The sequence below is a fragment of the Undibacterium hunanense genome (assembly GCF_014284335.1).
GTDB lineage: Bacteria > Pseudomonadota > Gammaproteobacteria > Burkholderiales > Burkholderiaceae_D > Undibacterium > Undibacterium hunanense.
The window spans coordinates 53,364-79,110 of sequence record NZ_JACOGF010000005.1; the positions used below are offsets into that span (position 1 = coordinate 53,364).

The 25,747-nt window shown below is 53.7% G+C and carries 20 protein-coding genes; 10 read left to right on the forward strand and 10 right to left on the reverse strand.

Translation table 11 applies throughout. The features are described from left to right. The first annotated feature begins 25 nt into the window (after positions 1-25). Positions 26-1,468 carry an aminotransferase-like domain-containing protein gene (locus tag H8L32_RS11370; protein ID WP_230412166.1) on the forward strand — a complete coding sequence of 481 codons (1,443 nt, stop codon included), beginning with the start codon at positions 26-28 and terminating at the stop codon, positions 1,466-1,468. Between the two features lies 1 nt (position 1,469). Here the strand turns inward: H8L32_RS11370 and H8L32_RS11375 are convergent, their stop codons facing one another. Further along, complete coding sequence (locus tag H8L32_RS11375) at positions 1,470-2,399, reverse strand: LysR family transcriptional regulator (protein WP_230412167.1); 930 nt, start codon at positions 2,397-2,399, stop codon at positions 1,470-1,472. A gap of 173 nt (positions 2,400-2,572) precedes the next feature. Here H8L32_RS11375 and H8L32_RS11380 point away from each other — a divergent pair, with 173 nt between their 5' ends. The 4 genes from H8L32_RS11380 to H8L32_RS11395 all read left to right on the forward strand — a co-directional run bounded on the left by H8L32_RS11380 (position 2,573) and on the right by H8L32_RS11395 (position 6,716). Beyond that, positions 2,573-3,412, forward strand: a complete 840-nt coding sequence (locus tag H8L32_RS11380; protein ID WP_186947356.1) for a phytanoyl-CoA dioxygenase family protein — start codon at positions 2,573-2,575, stop codon at positions 3,410-3,412. Between the two features lie 38 nt (positions 3,413-3,450). Next, positions 3,451-4,269 (forward strand): sugar phosphate isomerase/epimerase family protein, encoded by an 819-nt coding sequence (locus H8L32_RS11385; RefSeq protein WP_186947357.1) that lies wholly within the window; start codon positions 3,451-3,453, stop codon positions 4,267-4,269. A 173-nt stretch (positions 4,270-4,442) separates the two neighbouring features. Beyond that, positions 4,443-5,558: a hypothetical protein gene (locus tag H8L32_RS11390; RefSeq protein WP_186947358.1), complete on the forward strand. Its 1,116-nt coding sequence runs from the start codon at positions 4,443-4,445 to the stop codon at positions 5,556-5,558. 219 nt (positions 5,559-5,777) lie between these two features. Continuing rightward, the gene (locus H8L32_RS11395) at positions 5,778-6,716 is read left to right on the forward strand and encodes a hypothetical protein (RefSeq protein WP_186947359.1); all 939 of its coding nucleotides are present in this window, start codon (positions 5,778-5,780) and stop codon (positions 6,714-6,716) included. 142 nt (positions 6,717-6,858) lie between these two features. Here the strand turns inward: H8L32_RS11395 and dacB are convergent, their stop codons facing one another. Continuing rightward, positions 6,859-8,343: a D-alanyl-D-alanine carboxypeptidase/D-alanyl-D-alanine endopeptidase gene (dacB, locus tag H8L32_RS11400; protein WP_186947360.1), complete on the reverse strand. Its 1,485-nt coding sequence runs from the start codon at positions 8,341-8,343 to the stop codon at positions 6,859-6,861. A gap of 309 nt (positions 8,344-8,652) precedes the next feature. Between dacB and H8L32_RS11405 the strand changes: the two genes are divergently transcribed. Next, positions 8,653-10,626 carry a peptidase U32 family protein gene (locus H8L32_RS11405; RefSeq protein WP_186947361.1) on the forward strand — a complete coding sequence of 658 codons (1,974 nt, stop codon included), beginning with the start codon at positions 8,653-8,655 and terminating at the stop codon, positions 10,624-10,626. A gap of 153 nt (positions 10,627-10,779) precedes the next feature. On the opposite strand, the gene H8L32_RS11410 is transcribed toward H8L32_RS11405, so the two are convergent. Both H8L32_RS11410 and H8L32_RS11415 read right to left on the reverse strand, forming a co-directional pair. Continuing rightward, a complete protein-coding gene (locus H8L32_RS11410) occupies positions 10,780-12,030 on the reverse strand; it encodes an MFS transporter (RefSeq protein WP_186947362.1) in 1,251 nt (416 codons plus the stop codon). 108 nt (positions 12,031-12,138) lie between these two features. Beyond that, the gene (locus H8L32_RS11415) at positions 12,139-14,160 is read right to left on the reverse strand and encodes an alkyl/aryl-sulfatase (protein WP_186947363.1); all 2,022 of its coding nucleotides are present in this window, start codon (positions 14,158-14,160) and stop codon (positions 12,139-12,141) included. A gap of 164 nt (positions 14,161-14,324) precedes the next feature. On the opposite strand from H8L32_RS11415, the gene H8L32_RS11420 reads away from it, so the two are divergent. After that, positions 14,325-15,230 (forward strand): LysR family transcriptional regulator, encoded by a 906-nt coding sequence (locus H8L32_RS11420; RefSeq protein WP_186947364.1) that lies wholly within the window; start codon positions 14,325-14,327, stop codon positions 15,228-15,230. 69 nt (positions 15,231-15,299) lie between these two features. Here H8L32_RS11420 and H8L32_RS11425 read toward each other — a convergent pair whose 3' ends face one another. The 3 genes from H8L32_RS11425 to H8L32_RS11435 form a co-directional block, all read right to left on the reverse strand. After that, positions 15,300-17,555 (reverse strand): xanthine dehydrogenase family protein molybdopterin-binding subunit, encoded by a 2,256-nt coding sequence (locus tag H8L32_RS11425; protein ID WP_186947365.1) that lies wholly within the window; start codon positions 17,553-17,555, stop codon positions 15,300-15,302. A gap of 11 nt (positions 17,556-17,566) precedes the next feature. Next, positions 17,567-18,043: a (2Fe-2S)-binding protein gene (locus H8L32_RS11430; protein WP_186947366.1), complete on the reverse strand. Its 477-nt coding sequence runs from the start codon at positions 18,041-18,043 to the stop codon at positions 17,567-17,569. A 138-nt stretch (positions 18,044-18,181) separates the two neighbouring features. Continuing rightward, positions 18,182-19,159: a sodium-dependent bicarbonate transport family permease gene (locus tag H8L32_RS11435; RefSeq protein ID WP_186947367.1), complete on the reverse strand. Its 978-nt coding sequence runs from the start codon at positions 19,157-19,159 to the stop codon at positions 18,182-18,184. A gap of 92 nt (positions 19,160-19,251) precedes the next feature. Here H8L32_RS11435 and H8L32_RS11440 point away from each other — a divergent pair, with 92 nt between their 5' ends. Further along, a complete protein-coding gene (locus H8L32_RS11440; protein ID WP_186947368.1) occupies positions 19,252-20,154 on the forward strand; it encodes a LysR family transcriptional regulator in 903 nt (300 codons plus the stop codon). Positions 20,155-20,158: 4 nt separating this feature from the next. On the opposite strand, the gene pgeF is transcribed toward H8L32_RS11440, so the two are convergent. Further along, positions 20,159-20,827 carry a peptidoglycan editing factor PgeF gene (gene pgeF, locus H8L32_RS11445; protein ID WP_186947369.1) on the reverse strand — a complete coding sequence of 223 codons (669 nt, stop codon included), beginning with the start codon at positions 20,825-20,827 and terminating at the stop codon, positions 20,159-20,161. A 117-nt stretch (positions 20,828-20,944) separates the two neighbouring features. After that, entirely contained in the window at positions 20,945-21,757 is an 813-nt protein-coding gene (locus H8L32_RS11450) for a 4'-phosphopantetheinyl transferase family protein (RefSeq protein WP_186947370.1), read from the reverse strand. Between the two features lie 139 nt (positions 21,758-21,896). On the opposite strand from H8L32_RS11450, the gene H8L32_RS11455 reads away from it, so the two are divergent. After that, positions 21,897-22,565 (forward strand): thioesterase II family protein, encoded by a 669-nt coding sequence (locus H8L32_RS11455; protein WP_186947371.1) that lies wholly within the window; start codon positions 21,897-21,899, stop codon positions 22,563-22,565. Positions 22,566-22,648: 83 nt separating this feature from the next. Next, complete coding sequence (locus H8L32_RS11460) at positions 22,649-22,957, forward strand: hypothetical protein (RefSeq protein WP_186947372.1); 309 nt, start codon at positions 22,649-22,651, stop codon at positions 22,955-22,957. A gap of 100 nt (positions 22,958-23,057) precedes the next feature. On the opposite strand, the gene H8L32_RS11465 is transcribed toward H8L32_RS11460, so the two are convergent. Continuing rightward, positions 23,058-25,526 carry a TonB-dependent receptor gene (locus tag H8L32_RS11465; RefSeq protein WP_186947373.1) on the reverse strand — a complete coding sequence of 823 codons (2,469 nt, stop codon included), beginning with the start codon at positions 25,524-25,526 and terminating at the stop codon, positions 23,058-23,060. Positions 25,527-25,747: the final 221 nt, after the last annotated feature.

A 25,747-nucleotide genomic window follows, 5' to 3' on the forward strand; every position in this document is an offset into this window, starting at 1 on the left:
CAGATTGAATATGAGGGCATCTGTTATGCAGCACAGTTACAGACAACTGGCACAGGCATTGGACAGCGATATCCGGGCTGGCCGCTATCAGGTGGGTGAACGCCTGCCTTCGGTGCGTGAATTTGCCAGCCTGAAGCAGCTTAGTGTATCCACCGTCATACGTTGTTATCGGTATCTTGAAACCGAGGGGCTGGTAGAAGCGCGCAGCAAGTCTGGCATGTATGTGGCGGACTGGAAGGTTCGTGCTGCGGATCAGGCCAGAACCCTCGCATCGAAAACAAAGCTGACACCGCCAGCGGTTGAATATGACAAACTGGTGTCGCTGCAACACCGCATGACAGAACTGTATTCGCTGACAGCGCAACCCCTGCAACTGGGCCTGCATCTGGCCAGTGCCGCACCCGAATGGTACCCCTGCGACGCCTTGGCAAAAATTGCCCAACGCCAGCTCAGGCAGGATCCCATGCTCATCGGCGTGTACCCGGGTGGCACGGGATTACCTGCATTGAAGACCGCATTGATTCAATGGCTGAAAACCTCTGGTGTCGACCTTGAGGCGTCAGACCTGTTGATCACTAATGGCAGTACCGAAGCCCTGAGCGTAGCCCTGCGCGCGGTAGCGCAGGCAGGCGATGCCGTCATTGTTGAATCGCCCGTCTACTTTGGCTTGCTGCAAATGCTGGAAAACCTGGGCATCAAAGCGATAGAAGTGCCCTGTGTGCCAGGCCAGGGCATCAGCCTGGAAGCACTGGAATATGCACTCGAACATCAGACGGGCGTGCGGGCCGTGGTCGCCATGCCCAACTTTCAGAATCCGCTAGGTTGCAGTATGTCTGAAAAAAACAAGAAACGTCTGCTGCGCTTGATAGAACAACATGACCTGGCATTGATAGAAGATGATGTATTCGGCGACCTTTCGCATTTGCAGCATAGACCGCAAGCCATCAAGGCCTGGGACAGACAGGGCAGGGTCATCTATTGTGGTTCATGCAGCAAGAGCCTGGCACCGGCTTTCCGCGTAGGCTGGATTGCTGGCGGGCGTTACCAGGCCAGGATCAATTCGCTGAAACTCAGTACGTCCCTGATCACGCCCTTGTTTGAACAGGCGGTGCTGGCAGAATTCATGCAATCGGGTACCCTGCCTTCGCATTTGCGCAAATTGCGTGAACGACTGGCTGCGACCATACCGCTGGCGACAGCGGCGATACACCGCTATTTTCCAGCCGGGACACAAGTCATCAGCCCCGCTGGCGGCTGGTGGTTGTGGCTGGAATTGCCGGAACATATCGATACCCTGGCACTGCTGCGCCAGGCAGTCAGCGTCGGCATTGCGTTTACGCCGGGTAGCCTGTTCTCTGGCTCTGGCAAATATGCGAATTATCTGCGCCTGAATATAGGACGCCCCTGGGGACGTGAGATGGAACAGGGGATGAAGCTGCTGGGCAGACTGGCGCAGGATGTCGCCTGATTCAGATCAGCCTGGCCGCTAACAGGGCCTTATCCCATTCCGGCACCGGCTGGTATTCTTCCACCAGAAAATCAATCAGAGCCCTGACTTTCGGTGCTACTTTGTGGGTAGCCGGGTACAGGGCCGTAAAGTCGTTCAGTGGCAATGCCCAGTCTGTCAGTACGGGGATCAGACGGCCTTCCAGCAGATCACGCCATGCGAGAAAGCTCGTGTCATACACAATGCCCAGACCCCGCAGTGCTGCCTGGTGCAAAACCTTGCCATTATTGGATGAAAACCCCGGTGTGATGTCGATGGCAAGATGCTCGCCTGCGCGTTCGAAATGCCAGGTATTGCCTTGCGTCAGGTGGCTGAAATGCAGACAGCGGTGTTGCAGCAATTGTTCCGGGTGTACCGGCATGCCATGTTGCGCCAGATACACCGGGCTGGCGCACAATATGCCGCGACAGGGTGCCAGGCGGCGCATATGCAGGCCACGGCTGTCCGGTATGCCGCCAACCCGGATGCTGAGGTCAAAACCATGCTTGAACGGGTCCAGCAAATTGTCGTCTACATGCAGGGTGGGTTGCAGCTTGGGATGCAGCAGTGCAAAGCGGGCCAGGGCATCGGCCAGCCATTCACTGCCAAAGCTGCTGGGTGCCTGTATGCGTATGCCACCCGCCAGTTCATGACCGGCCTGGCTGATCACCAGACGTGCCTGGCGAGCCTGTTCGACGCTGGCGCTGCATGGTTCCAGATAAGCCTGACCCAGTTCAGTCAGGCTGACTTCACGGGTGGAACGGTGCAGCAGGCGTGCCCCCAGCTCTGCTTCCAGCTGCATGATGTGCTTGCTGACCATGGCGCGACTGATACCCAGATGGCGTCCGGCCGCACTGAAGCTGCGCTGGCGCGCCACCTCGACAAAGATTTCCATTGCTTTTAACTGGTCCATCTAGTGATTGTCTATATATTGGAGACAATCTGTCAACCATTGTTGGTGTTGTAAGAGACAAGCTGTATTCGTTACACTTGATGTAAGTCAAGGTGCAGCGTCAATATTGATCAGTCTGTGCCAGTCAGTCCAGCTAGTCCAACCAATCCAGCCATACGCCAACAGGAGTCGCCATGCTGAATGCCGAACAGATCAAGCAGTTTCATCAGGACGGCTATATCGTCGTGCCGGATTTTAAAAACCAGGCCGACATTGCTGCCCTGCGTGAACGCGCTGCCAAAATTGTCGATGAATTTGATCCTGCATCATCCAGGTCTATCTTTACGACCAAAGAACAGGAAAAGAAGGTCGATCATTATTTCCTCAATTCGGCCAACAATATCAGTTGTTTTTTTGAAGAAGAAGCCTTTGATGAGCAGGGTAATCTGCGTCAGGCCAAAGCCCTGTCCATCAACAAGATAGGGCATGCCATACATGATCTTGATCCGGTATTCAGCGCATTTTCTCGCGGCCCTGCTCTGGCACAAGTGGCTGAGCAACTGGGCCTGCAGCAGCCACAGATCTGGCAATCCATGTACATCTTCAAGCAACCCGGCATAGGTGGTGAAGTGCGCTGGCATCAGGATGCCACTTACTTTGAAACCGATCCTGTCAGTGTTACTACATTCTGGTTTGCCCTCGAAGATGCGACACTGGAAAACGGCTGCATGTGGGCCGAACCGGGCGGGCATCGCACTCCCATGCGTGAACGCTTTGTGCGTGAAGGTGATCAGGTACGTGTAGAAAAACTTGATGCCATGCCCTGGCCCGACGACAGTACAGCCATACCGCTGGAAGTGAAAGCAGGCAGCCTGGTCTGCTTCCATGGTTTGTTGCCGCATTACAGCGCACCCAATCGCTCGGCCTTTTCGCGCCATGCGTATACCCTGCATGTCACCGATGGCAGCACCCATTACTCACCACACAACTGGATACAGCGCGATGACAGTTTCCCGGTGCGTGGTTTTGTCTGAAGGGCCGGGTATGAGTGTATTGATATGAATGTAATGATATGAGTGTATTGATTTTTGCCCCGCACTGGGGCAGCGCCCACCTGAGTCGTGAGGCTTTCATCGCCCGCGTGCTGGAAGCCGGTTTTGACGGCGTGGAAATGTCTCTGCCCATGGATGCCAGTGAACGCGATGCCTGGACCCGCGCCATCGCCGATGCCGGCCTGCACCTGATCGCCCAGCAGTGGGAAACCGTATTCCACAGCGACTTTGCGCAACACAAACAGGCGCTGGCAGACTTGCTGCGCAATGCCTGTGCCGCCAGACCCCTGTTTGTGAATACGCATACCGGCAAAGATTTTTACAGCTATGCGCAAAATGCAGAATTGCTGGATCTGGCTGATGAGATCGCCGCCCGAACCGGCGTCCCCATCGTGCATGAAATCCACCGTAGCCGTTTCAGCGGCCATCCCATGCTCTTGCTGCCCTACCTGGCGCAACGACCGCAACTGGCCCTGAATGCCGATCTGTCGCACTGGTGCTGCGCCTGTGAATCGCTGCTCGAAGATCAGGCCCATGTACTGGAACAGGTCTACCCGCATGTACGCCATATCCATGCCCGTGTTGGTCATAGCCAGGGTCCGCAGGTGAATGATTTCCGTGCACCAGAACATGCGGCTGCATTGCAACAGCATCTGTCGTGGTGGGATGCCATCATCCACCAGCAGCGCGCATCCGGCAAACAACAGATCACGCTGACGCCAGAATTTGGGCCATCCCCCTACACGCAGACCCTGCCGTATACGAACCAGGTGGTTTCCGATGCGTGGGAGCAGAATGTGGCAATGATGCAGTTATTGCGTGCACGCTATCAGGGCTGAAATCGGGGCTGAAATCGGGGCTGAAATCGGGACTGAAATCGGGGCTGAAATCAGGGCTGAAATCAGGGCTGAAATCAGGGCTGAATCTTGTAGCGAAAGTTTTTTCATGACATCATGCGCATTGATTGCCATATAGACTACTTAGACTACTGCCACGCAGTTGGAAAGGCCTTATGCAGGATGTGCGTACAAGCTATGTATTTACCCGGATAAAACGCGAGCTATTCTTGATAGAAAAGCTGGCGTATGTTGCGCTGGCTGCCAGCGTGGTGGGCACCTTTTTCTGGTTCATGCATCTGAATATGCTGAGCCTGCTGACTCTGGAAAAGATGTGGGGCATGTTTTCGCTCCGGCATCCTGAGCGGTGGAGTGGGCTGGTCTTTGGCCTGGCGCTCGTGCTGGTGCAATCCATCATGCAATGGTCTTACCGCTCTGCCAGACTCGTTGTTAATGCTGAAGGGCTGCGTCTGGAACAGACTTCAACCTCACTGCTGGCCAATCTGACATTCTTTGGAAGAGAAATGCGCTGGAATGATCTGAAGAGCGTATCTTTCATTCCACGGTTTGGTGTCTTGCAATTGCGCTCGCATGCGCACAAGCTGCCATGGGCCATCCGCAGTAAAGATTGGCAGTTGCAAAATGCCGGCGCCACGCCGGTGGCAGATAAAAATGCAGAACCTGCACTGGTACGCTTATTCCGCGAACATGGCGTGTTCGACAGCTTTGCTGCCGATAGCAATCTGGATGCGGCAATGTTTGATCTGACGAAGCATCCTGCGACAAAAAAAGTCCTGACAGGCATGGCTGTGCTGGTGGTCTACGGTTTCGTAGACCGTTTCTTGCAAAGCGAAGCATGGGCCTTCTTCAATGCCAGTTATGGCATGCCGCATGTGCTGGCAGGGGTGCTGGCCAGCCTGGTACTGGGGCTTTTCTTGTTTATGGCGAGTCGCGAACGCATTGTACCCGTACGTATCATTTTGGGTCTGGCGGTATTGAGCGGGGCAATGTTTGCTGGCGCCAGCTATGTGGGCGGCATACGCATTAACCAGTTGCTGGGCGGCCCCTTACTGGAAGCGCATTATCACAGAAACATACCATGCAACGCATTGGTGCCCGAAGACAAAAACTTGCCCATTATTGAATATACCAATCTCGCCAGAGCCTACTGGTGCAGCAAGACTGTGGATGAAGTGGTGATCGTGAAAGTACGTAAAGGCCTGTTTGGCCTATATCAGGTTGATCTCAGCGAGCACCGCAGCGCTATTCGTGAATACCGGCAAAATCATTAAAACCATTAATGGCTTGATGTATTCCCGTTCATGAAACCTTGCCCTCCAATGCTCAATTACTGCGTTCTTGCTGCCATCAAGTAAGAACGCAGCATTCATCGCCAGACTGGAAAATGATATCGTCTGCGCGAATATTCATTGGCAAAACCATGCTTACGAACAGCGATCAGTTAGAATCTCTGCTACTTCATTCATAAAATTTCCCTCGTGCAATTTCGCGTGTCCCTGATCAAATTCCTGGGTTCTGTGCTGTTCCTGCTTGTGCTGGCGGCATGTGGACGGACGGAGTCTGTACAGACGCTGGAACGGCGGGACTTGATGCGCTTGGTGTTCAAGGGCTGGGATGGTGAGCAAAATGCTGTCGTCAAGCCGCCACTGTTGAAGGCTGAATTTCCTGTGTCTGTTTCCGCCTCCTTGCAGGCGGGCCTGCGTATGGATGCCTTGCAGGTACAGCGATTGAATGAAGACAGTGCCGTCTTGCTGGTCAAGGGCGATACCCTCGATGCAGGCAAGCCGACTTTGCTGGCTGCTTACTGGTTTCATCGGCGTGGTGAAGCCTGGTCACTGGTCAGCAGACAGGATGTGATTGAATGGCTGGACAACAATGGCCGCAATTCGGCGATCGGTAACACCAGCATCATTGAATTGTTCCCCGGTCAGTTTGCACTGGCGCTGGAACACAGCCAACTGAAACAGGGTGTAGCAAGTACCCGTTTATTATTATTTCGTATTGACGCCAATAATCTGGTGCCAATGCTGGATAAAACGAATGGACTGGACCTGGCCGTGCATGAAGAAAGTGGGCCAGAATGCGTGAATATCATCCGCAATGCCAATACAGCCAGCAGCGCTCATGCCAGAGGCAGACACGTGCGCCTGCGTGTGCATGAAAACGAAGCAGAACCACCGAATTGTCATGACTACCTCGCCAAATGGGACATTGCCATGGGTAGCACTGCGCCGGGTGACATCACACTTAATTTTGCGGACAAGCATTACCGTTATCAGGAGCTTGCCCACACCATGGATAACGAGGGCGAACGCACGTCAACCTATGAACTGCAGGTCAGTGCGCAAAAGGGGAAGAAGCTGTTTCACTTCGATGCTGATCAGCAAAAATATGTAGTCGTTCCTGACAAGGCCAGGCAGAAAAAATAAGTGTGGACGTGCGCAGTTATTTTTACAGACTGCAGGTGCAATATAAACGTTTTTTCAACGCTTTTTCAACAACTCTTGAACGCTTTTTCTACGTTTCTTCTACATTTCTGCAACACCTGCTCAACGACTCGTCAACACAGTTTCAACGTCTGCCGGCAGCAACCCAGCTAATCAATTCGTCCAGTGCTGATTTGGCCTTGATACTGTCTTCATGATTAATGGTGGCCACCACTATCCATTGCTGATCATTGATATCCCTGACATAACCGGCGATGGCCACCACATCTTTGAGCGTACCGGTCTTGATGCGGGCACGTAATTCTGCTGGGCTGCCTTTCAGACGACGGCGCATGGTGCCATCAAGCGAAGCGACCGGCATGCTGCTGGAAAATTCTGCATTCCAGTTGCTGCGTGCGCCCACCTGCAAAATGCCCGCCATTTGCTGTGGGCTGATGCGTTCTATGCGTGACAGGCCGGAACCGTTTTCCAGCACCAGGCCAGCATCATTGATATTCTGTTTCCCCAGCCATTGCCTGATACGGGTATTGGCGGCTTCAAGACTGTTGCTGACGGGCTTGTTGGCCGATTCTGTGCCCAGCGTCATGAACAACATGCGCGCCATGGTATTGTCAGACTGCTTGTTGATGATGCGGATAATATCTGCCAGCGTTTCCGATGTGCGCTCTACCACTACAACTGCATTGGCCGGTACTTTGCCATCATGGACTTCACCTTGCCAACTGCCCCCCATTTCTTGCCACAGTGCCCGTATTGCATAGGCGATGTAATGATTACGGTCAAGGATATTGATGCTGTTATTGATCTTGCAGCGACGCGGGAAACCACCGTTCAGCGTTACTTCCGTCATGCCAGCCGGTGTGGTCGCATAGTCGATCGCTGGCGGCAGCCATTCTTTTTCCCACGCGGAGCAGGGCAGATCATTGAAATGCAGGTGGCTCGTGACTTTCAGTTTATCCAGTGGTGTACCCAGACGTACGTTGATTTTGTCGGTACCGGCATCAATGCCAAGATTCATCAGGTTATTGTTGACCAGCAGGGCATCCGGTATCACGTTGTAATAGGCGTCCGGATATTCATCAAAGTTTGGGGCGCCGACATCCGGGCGCTCTGGTTGCAGATAGCTGCGGTCCAAAATGATATCGCCACGGATTTTACGAAAACCCTGCTGGCGCAAGGCACGCAGCATGCTGCCCAGCTTTTCCAGCGTCAGGTTGGGGTCGCCGCCACCGCGCAGGTAAAGGTTGCCGGTATAGCTATCTTTCTTTACCGGCTTATCGGTCAAGATCTGGGTTTTCCAGCGAAAGGTCGGCCCCAGTTCTTCCAGCGCGATCAGTGTGGTCAGCAACTTCATGGTCGATGCAGGGTTCATCGGCCTTTCCGACAGATGTGCCAGCACCGGCTGACCGCCACTGGCAGGTATCACTATCGCACTCATGGCCTGTTGCGGCACCCCGGTCTGGCTGAATACTGCTTCCACTGAAGGTGGCAGATTGCTCTGGGCATTTGCCAGTGCTGGCAATAAAGAACCCATTGAGGCAAGTAAGCTCAGCAAACTCAGCAAGATCGAGGGTTTTGGTAACAGCGGGCGGGTGTAAGATAGGCGCATGGTTGCGTTTGGATAGCTCAAGTCGGTATAGCTAGGCATTGTAGAGCAGGCAAGACCCTTGCAACGCCTGTGTGTTTGTTTTATCAATGAAATTTTGTCAGGGAAGCATATCTTCTGGTTATCTGCGCAGACCTGACTACACTGTCATGTGTGGTCACGGTAAATGTTGCCTGAAACTTACTATCCGTAAATGAATGTGCCAGACTTTCATCAAATGGCACGGTTTTATGCCCTGATAGTGAATACAAATAAGACATAAGCCCTTGATTTCGTTATAATTTCGGCCTTTCCACGTCACCGGTGTACACCATGACCCTGTTTGCCAACCAGACTGAACTTTTATCGCCCGCCAAAACTGTAGAAATTGGCCGCGAGGCGATACTGCACGGTGCAGATGCCGTGTATATCGGTGGTCCTTCGTTTGGCGCACGTCACAATGCCAGCAATGAAGTCAGCGAAATCGCGGCCCTGGTCGAATTTGCCCACCGCTACCATGCACGCATCTTCGTGACCATGAACACCATTCTGCATGATTCAGAACTGGAACCGGCACGCAAGCAGATACGTCAACTGTATGACGCCGGTGTCGATGCCCTGATCGTGCAAGACATGGGCATTCTGGAACTCGACATCCCACCTATCCAGCTGCATGCCAGTACCCAGTGTGATATCCGTGGTGTGGAAAAAGCCAGGTTTCTTGGCGATGTCGGTTTTTCGCAATTGGTGCTGGCGCGTGAACTGACGATCAAACAGATACAGGCCATCAAGGCGCAAGTCGCCACGCCGCTCGAATATTTCGTGCATGGCGCATTGTGCGTGGCCTTCTCTGGCCAATGCTATATCTCGCATGCCGACAATGGCCGCAGTGCCAACCGTGGCGATTGCTCGCAAGCCTGCCGCTTGCCTTATACATTGAGCGATGGTGAGGGCCGGGTAGTCGCTTATGAAAAACACCTGCTGTCAATGAAAGACAATGACCAGAGCCGCAATCTGGAAGCCTTGCTTGATGCAGGCGTACAGTCATTGAAGATAGAAGGCCGCTACAAGGACATGGGCTATGTCAAGAACATTACTGCCCATTACCGTTTGCTGCTGGATGAAATCCTGGAACGCAGGCCAGAATTCACCCGTGCTTCCAGCGGCCATAGCCAGGTGGCATTCACACCCAATGTGGACAAGAATTTCCATCGCGGCCACACCGATTATTTTGCCAATGGCCGCCTTGAAGACATAGGCGCATTCGATTCACCCAAATATGTCGGCCTGCATCTTGGTTATGTGACCCGCCTTGCAGCCAACTTCTTTGAGATCGAAGCCAATGAACCCATGTCGAATGGTGATGGCCTCAACTACATGGTCAAACGCGATGTCGCTGGCATACAGGCCAACACCGTAGAGCGGGTAGGCGCATCAGACAACGGCGAAATCTGGCGCGTTTTCCCGAATGAAAAAATGGCAGAACTGACTGGCATCAAAGTCGGCACCCTGATCAATCGCAACCGTGACCATCGCTGGGAACACGCACTCACCAAAAAATCCGCCGAGCGCCGTATTCCGGTCTGGCTGACACTGGCAGAGCAGGCAAATGGCCTGCGTCTGAAGATCACCGATGAAGACGGCGTGACATCTGAAGTCAGCACCCAACTGGCGCTGGAGCCAGCACAAAACCGCGACAAGGCCGAAGCAGGCCTGCGTGACAATCTCGCCAAACTCGGTAATACCATGTTTGAAGCGGAGCAGGTCAATCTGGATTTGCAGCAGCCATGGTTCGTGCCATCTTCTGTCATCAACGCCCTGCGCCGCGACGCCGTTGCCGCGCACGAAGCTGCACGCCTGGCCGCATGGCAGCGACCTGAGCGCACACCGGCCGTCGAGCCACCAGTCGCCTATCCGGAAACCACCCTCAGCTACCTCGCCAATGTGTACAACCACAAGGCCCGTAGCTTCTATGAAAAACACGCCGTACAACTGATCGCTGCTGCCTACGAATCCCATGAAGAAGCAGGCGAAGTATCGCTGATGATCACCAAGCACTGCCTGCGCTTTTCGTTCAACCTCTGCCCCAAACAGGCCAAGGGCGTGCAAGGCGTACAAGGCCAGGTCAAGGCCGAACCCATGACCCTGGTCACAGGCGAAGAAAAATACACGCTGAAATTCGACTGCAAGCCCTGCGAAATGCACATCATAGGCGCAATGAAAAAACACATTTTGCAGGCACCACCGCCGTCATCTGTACCGTATAGCCCAGTGATTTTTCATAAGACCAGGCCGCAGACGGTGTGATGGTGTTGTCGATAATTTTTCGATATTGCTGAAGTTTGATGTTGGTGGCGCAGAGCTATTGAAATAGTATGGGATTACGGCATTAAAAATGCTGTGTTTGCATGACGGAGTTGCAGTCGGTCTATTTGCGTTCCAGCGAAACCTTGCAGATTTTTAGGAAGTGATGACTACCTTGCTTGTCCGCTGCCATGCCCAGCCGGTGTACACATGGATCGCCACTGCCAGGCAGCCATTGATGATCAATGCTGTACGAACGCCCGTCAGGTGCACCGATATGCCGGTGAGCAGGCTACCTGCGGACAGGCCGCCGCGCATGGCCAGCATGTAGAGGCTGACTGTCTGGCCGCGCAGTTGTGGACTGGCACTGGCCTGTAACAGCGAATTGGCTGCGGTGTTACTGGCTGTCATGCATAGTCCGGCAAAGACCAGCAAGACAGGCAGGCCCCAATTCCATGTATTCAATCCGGCAAGCACCAGCGTTAAACCATACAGTGCTGCCAGCTTTGAACTGAAGTTGCGTAAATCAATATGCCTGCTGATCAAGAGCAAACTGAATGCACCCAACATGCCACCGACGCCAAATGAAGCCATGCCTATACTGAAATGGCTGGCGTCGCCATGCAACGATTCTTTGACCAGAACCGGCGTGAAGGTGATCAGGGGGCTACATAAAAAACTGGTGGTCAGTACCGTGATCAGGGCACCGCGTAAATTGGGGTCTGCGACGATATCGCGCGCACCCGAAAACAGGCCCTGTCCACTCGTCGCAGTACTGGCATCTGCCGTAGTTTTTCCGCGTGGAAGTATCCACAAGGCTACTGCAATGAATGGAAGATACGATACGGCACTGATGGTAAAGCATCCGGCTGCGCCCACACTCACCAGCAGGACGCCAGCGATAGACGGTCCCAGAATGCGCGACAGGTTGAACTGTATCGAATTCAGTGCCAGTCCCTGAGCGATTTGTGAACGTTCGACCAGACTCGGTACAATGGACTGGAAGGATGGCATGGACAGCGCATCCGTCACACCCACCACCAGCGACAGGCAGATGATGATCCAGGGATGCACCGTGCCAGTCAGCAGCAACACGACCAGCAGGGTCGGGCACAGCATCTGTATCGACTGGAAGATGCTGATGATGCGACGCCGGTCTGCGCGATCAGCCAGTACACCACCAAACAGGGTCAGAAAAAATGCCGGAGCACCCAGTGCAAAAGCATCCAGCCCTATCATGAATGAAGAAGCGCCAAGACTCAGCAAGAGCCATGGTTGCGCGACCTGTTGCGCCCATGTGCCTATATTGGACAATAAACTGGCAAACCAGAAAGTGCCAAAGCGCCGCGTTTTTAACAGGGCAAAGGATGCCGAAAAATGAGTTGTTTCTGAGTGCGCTGTTTCCATGTCTTCATAGCTAAGGGTACTCCTGCTGCTTCGACAGGATAGCGCTATGCTATCGCAGAAGACATGGTTAGGGGGGCGGTCGTTACATTCTGAAATTTGGCGTGTTATTTATTTCGTCACAATCGCAAACGTTCCCGGTGCCTTGTCTATCAGCCCGAAGAAGCGCACCAGATCTATCTTGCTGCCATCGACTTTCAAATCATCGCTGAACAGCGTGTCTTTGACACCTGCTGTGCCTGCCATCATCTTGATGAAGATGGGTTTGGTCAGCGTCAGGGTGGCATTTGCATCTTTGGCCGGTTCGGCCTTCTTGTGATGCAGGACGGCGTTTTCTATCCATAGTACGTAAGACTCTTTACTGTCAGTCAGCACCAGGTTGACTTTGAAATCCTTGCCTTCGGCATCCGGGCCATTCAGGCCGGCGGCCATGGCTTCCAGAAAGCGTTCTATCGGGGTGTGGGCCAGCATGTCTATCATGGCGGCACGGTTCACACCCTTGGCGGGTGGGCCATTGCGCAATTCATTGGCGGCAGTGAGGTAGCTGTTGCGCCAGGTGGATGCTTCGGCCATGTAGCCCATTTGTTCATAGGTACGGGCCAGCAATTCTTTGGCGCTCTTGTTATTGCTGTCGGCAAAGACGACATGGTTCAGCAGTTCTGCTGTCCAGCGGTAGTCACCCTTGCCAAAGGCGGCCTGGGCTGCGGCAATGGCTTTGTCTGCACCGCCTGCCAGTTCGACATAATGCCTGGCCGATTCTTGCGGTGGCAAGCGGTTCAGGTTGGCCGGATTGCCGTCATAGGCACCGATATAAAACTGGTACACGGCTTTGACGTTATGACGCAGGTCGCCATAGTAGCCGCGTGCGCCGAAATAGCTTTCCAATGATTTTGGCAGTTTGATCTTGTCAGCGATTTCATAGGGCGTGTAACCGGCATTGATCAGGCGCACCGTCTGGTCATGCGTGTATTGGTAGACATCGCGCTGTTTGGTAATGAATTCTGCAATGCGTGCCTTGCCCCAGACTGGCCAGTTGTGCTGGCCAAAATAGACATCGGCATCGGCACTTTGTAGCAGTGCCTGCTCCAGGTAACTTGCCCAGCGCTGTGCATCACGGGCTTTGGCACCACGCACAGGTAATAGATTGTGCATGGTCTGCGCCAGGATTTCTGCGCCGGCATAGGCTTTTTTATCGGGGATGCTGAAGGTCAGTTCTGATGGTGCTTCTGCACCGGGTACGTTATGAAAAACAAAGTTGACGCCATCCAGTGTCAGTTCCTGCGTTGCTTTGGTGATGAGCTGATTCGGTTCCAGCACACCGACACTGCCATAGGCCACGCTTTTACCCAGGCCGGTATCGACCTGGCCTTTGGCTGATCGTTCCAGGTCTTTGCCAAACTGATAGCCAGAACGTCTGGCCATGGCGGTGCCGACCAGGATGTTTTCACTGGTGGCTTCTTCCATGAAACCATCGGGGGCGATGACGGGTATTTTTTTGCTGTTCACTTCATCCGGCGAAACGACACCGAGTGCACCACCAAAATGGTCGGCATGGCTGTGGGTAAAGACGACGGCGACCACAGGTTTGTCCCCTAGGTGCTTCCGGGCAAAGGCGATGGCGCTGGCGGCACTTTCTTTGGACGTCAGCGGGTCAACGATGATCCAGCCGGTTTTGCCTTCGATAATGCTCATGTTGGCGATGTCAAAGCCGCGCAATTGATAAATGCCGTCAGTCACCTTGAACAGGCCGGTTTGTGCATTCAGTTTGGCATGGCGCCACAGGCTGGGGTTGACGGTGGCCGGGGCCGGGCCTTCTATGAACTTCCAGGCATCGAAGTCGATCAGTATCTCACCTGTGGGGCCGAGGATTTTTCCTTCTGGTTTTGCGATCAGGCCGCGTTTGGCATCTTCAAAATCTTGCTGATCATCCAGCGCCAGTGCCTTGCCCATGTCGGTATTGGCTTTTTGCGTCGTCTCGCTGGCTTCATTACTGATGGCGTTATTGGCTGCGCTGGTGGCGTTATTGGTGACGGCTTTTTGTCCGCATGCAATCAATAGCAGGCTGCTGGCGAGTGCGGTGAGCGTCAGGGCGACAGGGAATATCCTTTTTGCAGAACGGGGCGCGAACGACATGAACGATCTCCGGTTATATATTTTGAGGAAGAGTGTAGGGTGGGCAGTGCCGCGTGTCCAATGCATTCTTGCGCTAAAATCCATGCGCGGCTTGCATGAGAATGTTACTTAATAATTAACTTCTGTAGCGCTTGCTCGCCCGCATTTTTTAAGGATATACGGTCATGGAGTTGAAACGGCTCAGGCATGTGGTTGCCCTGGCAGATGAAAGAAATTTCGCGCGTGCGGCTGAACGCGTGCATTTGTCGCAATCAGCCCTCAGCCGCAGCATACAGGCGGCAGAGGCGGAATTGCAGGTGCAACTGTTTGATCGTGGCACGACCGAGGTAAGCCCGACACCGGCGGGCAGCTTTTTTATTGAGCGGGCGCGCAAGCTGCTGTTTGACAGCCGTTGCCTGGAAAGGGATATTGACCTGTACCGTAAAAAGCAGATAGGACATCTGGCGATAGGTGTCGGGCCTTTTCCTGCGGCGACGCTGCTGCCTTTGCTGATGCCGGAATTGCGTCAGCAATATGCAACTGTCAGTCTGCGGGTGGAAGTCAATAATTGGGAATACCTGGCCCAGCATTTGCGCAGTGAAGAACTGGATTTTTTTGTGGCTGACACGCGGGAACTGCCGCCAGATGAAGATCTGGACATCCACTTGCTGGCGCGCCAGCCCGGCGGGTTCTTTGTGCGTACTGGCCACCCTTTGCTGAACAGGCCGGGCTTGCAGGCCACAGATATCGTGCCATATGGCCTGGCTTCTGTACGGCTGCCGCAGGCAATACGCCAGGCTTTGGGGCAATTGCTGGGTCTGGAGGCAGGCAAGCCTTTGCCCATAGCATTGGAATGTGATGACGTGCTGACCCTCAAGCGAACAGCGCTGGAATCGGACACGGTGCTGGCAGCTATTTACACCGCAGTCAGTGATGAAATCCGGCGTGGCGAGATGGCAGCGTTAGTGTTGCCTGGTGTGCCCACCATGTATTCGGAAGTAGGTATTGTGTCCCTGCGCGGGCGCAGTCATTCCCCGGTGGCGCAGTTTGTCATCGCGCGCCTGCAGGCACTGGCAGAAATGGCGGGCTGAACGCGTGCGCAGCACTGAACAGATTTTTCTTGTCTGTTCAGGCCGCATGCTGTGCAAGTTTCGCTGGATTTAACTCCAGCTCAGGTCGGTATGCAACAAGGGTAACTGCCGCACACGCTTGCCGGTCGCTGCAAAGATCGCATTGCAGACAGCCGGTGCCAAAGGCGGGAAGGCCGGTTCACCCAGGCCAGTGACCGGGAAATCGGTTTTCAGGAAATGCACATCTATTTTTGTTTTACTGTCCTTGATGCGCATCAGCGGGTATTCGTGGAAGTTGCTCTGCACGATACGGCCCTTTTGTATGTCCAGTTCCGGATACATCAGGGTACTGATACCATCCAGCACCGATCCCTGCACCTGGTGTTCTGCACCGCTGAGGTTGACGATCTGTGCGCCTATATCCGTGACAACCACTACGCGGTCCACCGTCAGTTCGCCCTGTTTGCTGACCGTAACTTCCGCCACTTCGGCAATATAACCGCGATGGCTGAAGTGGAAGGCAATGCCCTGGCCCTGACCTCGTGGGAACTTCTTTTTACCCCAGCCGGATTTGTCAGCGACTTCCTGCAAGACTTTTTTCATGCGGCCCACATGGTAGGCCTGGCCGCGTTCACCGGTGCCGGGTACGATGTCCTTGTCACCCAGTATGTCGAGGCGGAATTCAAGCGGATCACGCCCTGCTGCATGGGCCAATTCATCGATAAAACTGTGGAACACCCAGGCAAACACATTGCTGCCAGGTGCGCGCCATGGTCCCATGGGAATACTGCATTCCAGCGGGGTTTGTTCCAGCAGGCAGTTTTCCAGCCAGCGACCGGGGAACTCGTCACCAGACAAACCGGCACCGCTGCCTGTTTGCAGCGTGGCTTTGCCGTCGCGCATCTGCTTGTTGGCAAAGGTGACAAAATGATTGTGCCAGGCGATCAGCTTGCCCTTGCTGTCAACGCCGCCGCGCAGATAATGAAAACCGCCAGCACGGAAATGATCATGCCGCATATCATCTTCGCGTGACCAGGTCAGCTTGACCGGCACCTTGGCCTGTTTGGCGATGGCGGCTGCCTCGACCACAAAATCAGAACTCAGGCGACGGCCAAAACCGCCACCGCTGCGGGTGATGTGCAGTTTGATGCTGGCTTTGGGAATGCTCAGGGTTTCTGCCACCAGGTTTTGCCCGGCTTCGGGGTTTTGTGTCGGTGCCCAGATTTCGATGCTGCCATCTTTGGCGTTATAGGCTGCCGTGCAATTCTGTGGTTCCATGCTGGCATGTGAAATAAACGGATAGCTATACGCCGCTTCTACCATTTTTGCCGATTTGCTCAATGCCAGGGCGACATCGCCATCCTTGCGCAAGACAGTGCTGCCAGGTTTGCCAGCCAATTCTTTGGCCTGGGCCGCAAAACCTGCCCAACTGTCGTCGGCTGTCTTGCCTTCATCCCAGGTGATGTTCAATTGTTTGCGGGAACTGAAAGCGGCCCAAGTGGTTTCTGCCAGGATGGCAACGCCAGGTACCAGGCCACGGATATTGTCTGTGCCTTCGATAATGAAGGCATCTTTCACGCCGGGCAAAGCCTTGATGGCATCCAGGTTGGCCTTGACGACCTTGCCGCCAAATACTGGACATTTTTCATACACGGCATACAGCATGCCGGGCAGTTTGACATCAATACCAAACAGAGGTTTGCCGGTCACGATGGCCAGGTTATCGACACCACCTATGCGTGTACCCAGCAATTTGAAAGTGGCCGGGTCTTTCAGCTTGACGCTTTTTGCATCCGGTACCGGCAGGCTCGCTGCCTTGCTTGCCAGTGCACCATATGTCAGCTTGCGTTTGCTGGCAGGGTGATGCACGGCACTGTCTGCGGCATGGCATTCATCCGCATTCACGCCCCAGGTCTGGGCGGCAGCAGTGACCAGCATGGTGCGGGCAGTGGCACCCAGGCGATGAAATTCATTGTAGTTGGTGGGCGTGGATGTGGAGCCACCTGCGCCCTGGCTGCCATAGGCAGGATTAAGATCGCCCTGGATGATACGTACATCCTTCCAACTGACTTCCAGTTCTTCGGCAATCACCATCGGCAATGAGGTTTTGATACCCTGACCGATTTCTGGTTGTTTTGATACCAGGGTGATCGTGCCATCCGCACCTATGCGTATCAGTGCATGTGGTGTGAAATCGCCAGTTGCTGCCGTGCCGTCTGCTTTGCTGACCTGGGCGATGGCTTCACCGGCCTGGCCGGTCAGGTAAGCCAGCACCAGTCCACCGCTGGCGGCGGCAGTGTTGCGCAAGAAAGCGCGGCGCGAAACTTGTTGAATAGCCTTGTTCATCCCGTTTCCCCTTATGCTTTCTTCTTGCCATTGGCCAGCTCGGCAGCCCGGTGGATACCGGCACGTATGCGTATATAAGACGCGCAGCGACACAGGTTGCCGGACATGGCAGCATCAATATCGGCATCCGTCGGGTGTGGTTTGTCCTTCAATAATGCCGCTGCGGTCATGATCTGACCGGCCTGACAGTAACCGCATTGCGGTACATCCAGTTCTTGCCATGCCTGTTGCAAGGGATGCATGGCCTTGCTGTCCAGGCCTTCTATGGTGGTGATTTTTTGTTTGGCCAGCGCCGACACCGGCATCAGGCACGAGCGGGTCGGTACACCATTGATCTGTACCGTGCAGGCACCGCACTGGCCTGCCCCGCAGCCATATTTGGTACCGACCAGATTGAGTGAATCGCGCAAAGCCCACAGCAGGGGCGTGTCTGGTGCAAGATCGACGGCTTGTATTTTGCCGTTGATGTTGAGGCTGTATTTACTCATGGATTTCCCCTGCAAGGATGGATTCGAGATGCAATGCACATTGTAGTAGTTATTCATGGCATTGGTGCAAAGTGCATTTTGGCATCTGGAAAAACCTGTCCTGAATCATTCCATGAGTCATTCCATGAATCAGACATCTCAGCGCAAAACCTGGTGCGCAAGCCGTATGTAGACAGGAATGCCAAACAGTATATTCAGCGGAAAAGTCATACCCAGTGACATTCCAAAATACAGCGAAGGTGATGCCTCCGGGATGGCATAACGCAAGACCGCGGGGACGGCAATATACGAAGCGCTGGCTGCCAGCACCATCAGCAAACCGGCATCTCCCGCCGGCAGATGCATGAGGCTGGCCAATCCCAGCGCGATGCCCGCATGCAGAACGGGTGCCAGCAATGCAAATGCCATCAGCAAGGGGGATTTGCCACGTAATTCTGGCAGCTTGCGTGCCGCCATCAAACCCATGTCCAGCAGGAAAAATGCCAGCATACCCTTGAACAGGTCGCCAGAAAATGGCTGCATGGCGGCCTTGCCTGTTTCGCCAGACAAGATACCGACCAGCATGGCACCCAGCAACAAGAGTTGTGCACCATCGGTCAGGGATTCGTGCAAGACTTTGCCCAAACCATGCTGGCCCTTGTCTGCTGCTGTACCGGCATTGGCTGGCTGTCTTTTACGGATGGCATTTGCCATGACGACCGCAAACAGAATGGCGGGTGATTCCATCAGGGCCATCGCTGCTGCCATATGGCCGCCATACGCCAGACCATGGCTATCCAGGTATTGCACCGCAGTGATAAAGGTGACTGCGCTGACCGAGCCATAGGTGGCGGCGACGGCTGCTGCGTCAAAATCGGCAAGAAAGCGCCTGAGCAGCAGATAAGCAACTGCCGGGATGATCAGTGCCAGTGCAATCGCGCAGCCAAGACTGCTGGCCACCTGCAGGTTCAGGCCGGAATGAGCGAGGGCGAAGCCGCCCTTCAATCCCAGGGCCATAAGCAGGTACAGCGATAAAAAGCGGGAAATGGGTGGCGGTATTTCCAGGTTTGATTTGATGCCGCCAGCAATCAGGCCAAAGATGAAGAAAAGAATGGCGGGGTCGAGCAGGTTTTGCATACAGGCTTCCGGTGTTCAGATGAGCGTATGGTATGCAGTTTTAACTATCAGGTAAAATCAATTTTATCGACGTTAATTATAGATAAAACTCTATGAATGTAACATTCAGGCAACTACAGCTTTTTCTGGAACTGTCAGAGTTGCGCAGCATCAGCGCTGTGGCACGTGCCTGCCACGTGACCCAGCCGACGGTGTCCATGCAATTGCGTGAACTGACTGATAGCTTTGGCGTTCCTTTATACGAAGTCATCGGCAAGCAATTGTTTCTGACACCAGCCGGTGAAGAACTGGCTGCCACGGCGCGCACGATGGCGCATGAGTGGGATACGCTGGAACAGCGCATTGCCGGCATGAAAGGCTTGACTCAGGGGCGGCTGCGGGTGGCGGTTGTCAGTACCGCCAAATATTTCATACCGCGCATGCTGGGGGCATTTTGCCGTGAATATCCAGAGATTGACATCGCACTGGAAGTACAAAACCGTGACGGTGTGGTGCAGCGCCTGCGCGAGAATCGGGATGATATCTACATCATGTCCATGCCACCAAAAGATGTCGATGTAGTGCAGCAAGTCTTTTTACCTAATCCGCTGGTCGTGGTGGCACCCTTGCAGCATGCACTGGCGGGCAAGCCAGCCATCCGGCTGGATGAGCTGCTGCATGAACGTTTTATCTTGCGTGAAAAGGGCTCGGGCACGCGTCTGGCTTGTGACCGTTATTTTGCAGGGCTGGGCATCAGCCCACTGGTTCGCCTTGAACTGGGCAGCAATGAAGCCATCAAGCAGGCGGTGGCCGGTGAAATGGGACTGGCAGTCTTGTCCCGACATGCCCTGGGCGAACACCTGGTGGACCAGTCGCTGACGGTGCTGGATGTGGAGGGTTTTCCTATCGTATCGCACTGGTACATCGTGCACTTGCAAGGCAAGCGCCTGTCACCGATCGTCAGTGCTTTTCTGTCTTACCTGAATCAGCACGCGCAAGAACGAATGCCAGCCTGAACCGTCAGTCCAGTATCACCAGGCCAGAATGCTGATGAGAGTTGCGGTCACCCCGTCGGTAACTGCGAAACACATATTTGCCTTCACCCGTCTTGCTGCACATGGTGCATGGCGTGGCGTGATCAATGTCCCGGATGCCTGTCTGTAGCAAGGCACGCCTGGCCAGCGCATTCAGATTGATATGGCGGTGCGTGGGGCGAAGCGTATTGGCATCCAGATCCGGAAATTGCCTGAGAAAATCATCGGCCAGTTCTTCACTGACTTCAAAGCAGCAAGGCCCGATATGCGCACCGATGGCAGCCACCCAATCCTGCGGCTGTTCGCCCTGTGCTGCCAGTTCCTGCCACAAGGTTTCGATGACACCGCCAACGATCCCGCGCCAGCCGGCATGGGCCGCAGCGATCATGCTGCCGTCACGTTTTGCCATGAGCACCGGCACACAATCTGCCGTGATGATGGTCACCGGTATGCCAGGCAGTCGCGTAAAAAACGCGTCGGCATCCCCGCATTGCTGATTTTTTTCCGTAATCTCGACCACACGCTTGCCATGCACCTGGAGTTTCGCCGGTACCGTATCCCAGTGTGTACTTAGCGCAGCAGGTACAAATTCCCTGGCGTTTCCGAAGCCGTAGCGAATGTGGGGGATGGCGGCGAGTAGGGGGCTGCTATGCAAGGGGTGCTCCGGTATTCAATTCAATTGCGAAAACAGGATTTTAGCGAGTTTTCTTGCGCGGTGTTGGAGAGAATGAGGGAGATGGATTGCCGTCGATTCGCAGCAATCAAATGATCGTCAGTTCCGCGCCATATTGTGCAAACAGTAATCCCTCAGCAAAGCTTCAGCATCCTTGTATGACAATTCGTCTGATGCACCACCAGCTTTGCCATTGCCTGCGGAATCTCCGGCGGCATGAAATCGCCTGATCGCCAGGGCCATCACATGTTGATTGTCATATTGTCGTAGTAAAAAATCCCATGTGACGCCGGACCGATGATCCAGGCCCTGTATCAGGCTGACGCGTGATGCGGCATCGACACTGAATATCAATCGCCTTGCATCGGCAGAAAGCCCATCCCCCGTTGCTTTCAGGCAGGCTTCTTTCAGTACCCAGAATTCGTAGAATTTTTGTGTCCTGCTTTTGCCGTCCAGGCGATTGACTTCAGCGATTTCACTGTTACTACAGACCACGGGCATCAACTCATCCAGATTCACGTCTTGATGCAATAATTCTACGTCTACACCAATGTCGGCGCCATAGCCCAGCGCAACGATAACCAGATCGCCAGCATGAGAAATACTGATGGCCGGTGCTTGTATTGCCGTGGTTTGTGCAAAAGCGATAGAGGGTTTGCCAGATGCTTCCAGCGCGATAAAAATATCCTGTACCGGCAAGCCTGTGCTTCTGGCAACGGCCAGTTTGACCACGGCTCGCCCGCCCAGATAACGGTCCCTGTCATCCTGGTGCAGATAGCGTTGACAGCGTGCCTGCTCGGTGCTGTTCAAAAGATCTTGCAAACCTGAGCGGTATTCACGCAACTGTGCCAGACTGGCGACCCAGACTTCAGTTGCCATTGCGAGCGATGATGGTGGTGTATCTTCAGGCATGGTGCAATTTTAATCCAGTTTCACAGCAAACAAGCATGGAAAACAATCACGGCAAATAATCGTAGCAAATAATCACAGCAGACAATCGCAGCAGACAATCGCAGCAGACAATCGCAGCAGACAATACAGGACACCAACATTGAAAATTATCGCCTATCCATTTGCCGGAGGCAGCACCCATAGCTATGCCGGACTGGCACGTGACCATGCCCACGAATGGATTACGCTGGATCCGCCCGGCCATGGCAACAATATGAACCTGCCATTGATGCACAGCATTCCCGAAATGGTATCTGCCTTGCTGGAACCCACTTTGCGTGCAAGCGCTGGCCAAGCCTATGTACTGTTTGGACACAGCATGGGGGCTTATATTGCCTTGGCTATGCTGGATCGCTTGGTGGCAATGGGTGCCAGCTTGCCACAAAGACTGGTGTTGTCCGGTGCGGCAGCACCCCATAGCCGCCTGTTGCAGCATCATGCAGAATTGCCGCAGAAAGAATTTCTGGAATGGGTCGCCAATATGGGCGGTCTATCCGCAGAAGTGCTGGCCGAACCGCAACTGATGGAATTGTTTGAACCCATACTGCGTGCCGATATAGGCGCAGCCGAAGCCTATGTCGATGGCCACCGGCGTCAGCACCATGTACCCGTGCGAATTTTATTGGGGCAGAATGACCAGATAGCATTGGCCGACGGCATGGCCTGGGCAGATTGCTTTATGCAAGTGCCCGAAGTACATACGTTTGCGGGTGGACATTTCTTTTTGTTTGATGAAGTCAAACAAGTTAGAAAACTGATTGAGTTTTAACTGGTTAGCGTCGTTTTTTTAAGTAAACTATGCAAATATTGCTACTTCCGTCAATACTTGTGCGTCAATAATTTGGGAACCATATGACTACAGCGCCACTTGCAGAACAAGCCTTACTCCGGGCACGACTATATTTTGTACTGACGTTTGTCGCATTATTTGGTGGAGCATTTTTATTCTCATTGAATCCAATTTTTGGATATATCGGAGTGTCAGGCTATTTCTTCTCCCTTGTTGCTACCCATGTTTTCTTGGGGAAAGCTGCTCAGCGATCCGGCAGAAGTTGGGTCTATTACGGTTTTCTTCCCTTTGTTTTCCCCATGTTGGGGGCCTTTCTTTCTTTTTGCGTATTGCGCAGCAAGATACCTCACTCCAATACTGAAGGCGAATAGAAGTTTCGGTTTCATATAAATGAATTCGATAATAAAGCGGGGCACCATATAGATGCCCCGCTTTCACTAAAGTGCGTATGAACTGCTGCGCCAATCTATATTAAAAGCGATACAGCACAGATGCCTCGATTGCACGACCAAAGATAGGGCGGGCAAATACCACGCTGCTGCCACTGCCGATGACGCGGGAATTACCCTCGGTCAGACCCAGTTGATTCGTCAGGTTGGTACCAGCCAGGCGGAATTCCAGATTGTCACCCAGGCCAACCAGGACACCTGCATCCAGGGTGTAATACTTGGGCAGGGATTGCTGGTTTTCAGCATCTGCAAAACGGGCATCGACATGCGTGTATGTGCCATACAGCTTGATATCGGCATTGTCGAGCGGGATACGATAGCTGGGGGACAGACGGAACTGCAGTTTGGGCTGACGTTTCACTTCATGGCCGGTATTGCTGCCATAGTTTTCATACTTCGATTGCTGATAGGCGCCGCTAAGTGAAATCTGGAAATTCTTGATAGGCCGTGCAGCCACTTCAAACTCCAGGCCAGAACCGCTGGAACCACCAATCGCCGTTACATTGCTGCCGTTCGACAAAAACTGCTGGAAGGGCAAGCCAGTGAAGGTGTTGTGGAAGAAGGTCAGGTAGGCGCTGACATATTCCGATACGCTCTTCAGGCCGATTTCATATTGCTTGACCTTGGTCACAGGCGAGTTCACGCCATTGTCGCGTATGGTATCGAACTGGGGCAGGGCAAAGCCGGAATTCAAACGTGCAAATACGCTGAAGTTGTCCGATACCTTGTAGTTTCCCCCCAGCGTGTAAGAGATTTCACTGTCGGTGCGGTTGACGGGGGTATTCGAACCACTGAGTACGGATGCGCTGTTGTTGTACAGGGTCAAAGGATTGTTATCCAGGTCCACCGATTTGGGATTGGAGATCACACCATTCAAACGGCGGTTTTCTGTACGCACACCAGCATCCACACGTATGCTGTCATTGATTTTCCATTCGTCAGCCAGGTAAAACGCCGTATTCTGTGCCGAGAAGTTTTCATTCAGGGTATAGAAAGACGCGCCATCGTGGCCATTGCCGCTGACGATGACACCGTTGTTCAATTGCACGTTGATGGGGCGGGCATTCGGTGTTGCCGTCATCAGGACGCTATTGCCCAGGTACCACATGTCCTTGGATGAATAGTCGGCATAGTACAGGCCGGCTGTCAGGGTATGGTCCTTGACGATTTCCTTGCTGATGCGCAGTTCATCGGTGAAGGAATTCAGTTTCTTTTCCACCGACCAGATACCGGCTGACATCACCTGCTGGTCGCCCGCAACGGCCGTGCCACCATTCAGGTAGCTTGCTGTGCCTGAAGTGGCCTGCTTGCCCCCTGCTGCTGCGACCACATTGGCCTGACCATTGGCAGACTGTATCGCGCTATTGATGTAGGCCGACATACTCATGGGGCTATTGCCGGTAAAGATAGCCAGCGTAGGCGCATCACCAGAAAAATGATTGAGCTTGTTGCTGACTGTCCAGCCATTTATATTTTGGGTGAAGTCCACACCAAACAGATTTGCCTGCAAGCCGCGTCCATCTGCCAGATCTTTGTTGATGACCTGGCCTGGACCGACTTCCAGCGCGACATTGCGCAATTCATTACCATACAGCGAGCCGGTCAAAGGATCAAAGCCAGGGAAGGCAGAAGGTTTACCACCAGCAGAAGTGGCAGAAATCAAAGGCACGCCGGTGTAGAAAGTGTTTTTATCATTGACGGTACGGGCATAGAAAGTCAGTTCGCCCTGATCCAGTTTTCTGGTGATGCTGGCAGTTACCTGCCCGCCTTCATCTGCTGGATATTGTCCGTCACGTACGCCTTGTGCCACGCGATAGAATCCGCCTATCGTTCCGTACCAGCCATCGGCAATCTTGCCGCCATAGTAGCCATCAATGCGACGCAGATTGCCGGTGCCGACGGTGGCACGCAGGCTACCTTCTGCGACGTCACGGCCTTTCTTCAGCAAAAAGTTCATTGTGGCGCCTGGCTGACCATTCGAGAAAATCGGGCTGGGGCCACCGCGCAAGACCTCCACCCTGTCTATGGTGTCGTCAATGCGGAACAGCGACGAACCTTCAAGAAAGGACAGGGTAGGTGGCGGGAACAAAGGCGAACCATTCATTTGTATTGTCACGAAGGGGGCGTCGCCATCGATAGGGAAACCGCGCACGCCAATATTGGCACCCGCATTGCCGCCGCTGGATTCGGCGTAGATGCCGGGAACAATTTTCAGCAAATCTGCCGTACTGCTGGGAGCGGCCTGTTTGACCTGTTCTTCATTGGCGGTGGTGATGGAATAGGACGCATCAATCTTGCGCTGGCCACCATTGCGGGCATTGCCCGTGACGACGATCAGCTGGACTTCTTCCGGTTTTGCTTCTTTTGCCGGTTTGGCGGCGGTATTGCCAGTCTCTGCCGGATTGCTGGCTACCTGGGCATGTGCCTGGCTCAATAATGTCATCATGGCGAGTGTGATCGCCGACAAGCGGAAAGGCTTGTTGCAGTTCATTTTGTGCTCCTGAATATTATAAAGTTTGTCGTCCTTAACATCCGTTCAAGGGCAAAACGCGGCTTGTCCACCATGCGTGATGCTACTTCATGCCACTTCCTAAATGAGCCTGGCCTTTTTATACGGCCTGTTTTCCCTGGTACTCAAGTGGCGAGATGTAAAAACAAGCTCATTGAAACAATAAATGTTATCGATGTCAATTGAAATGTTATCGATGTCAT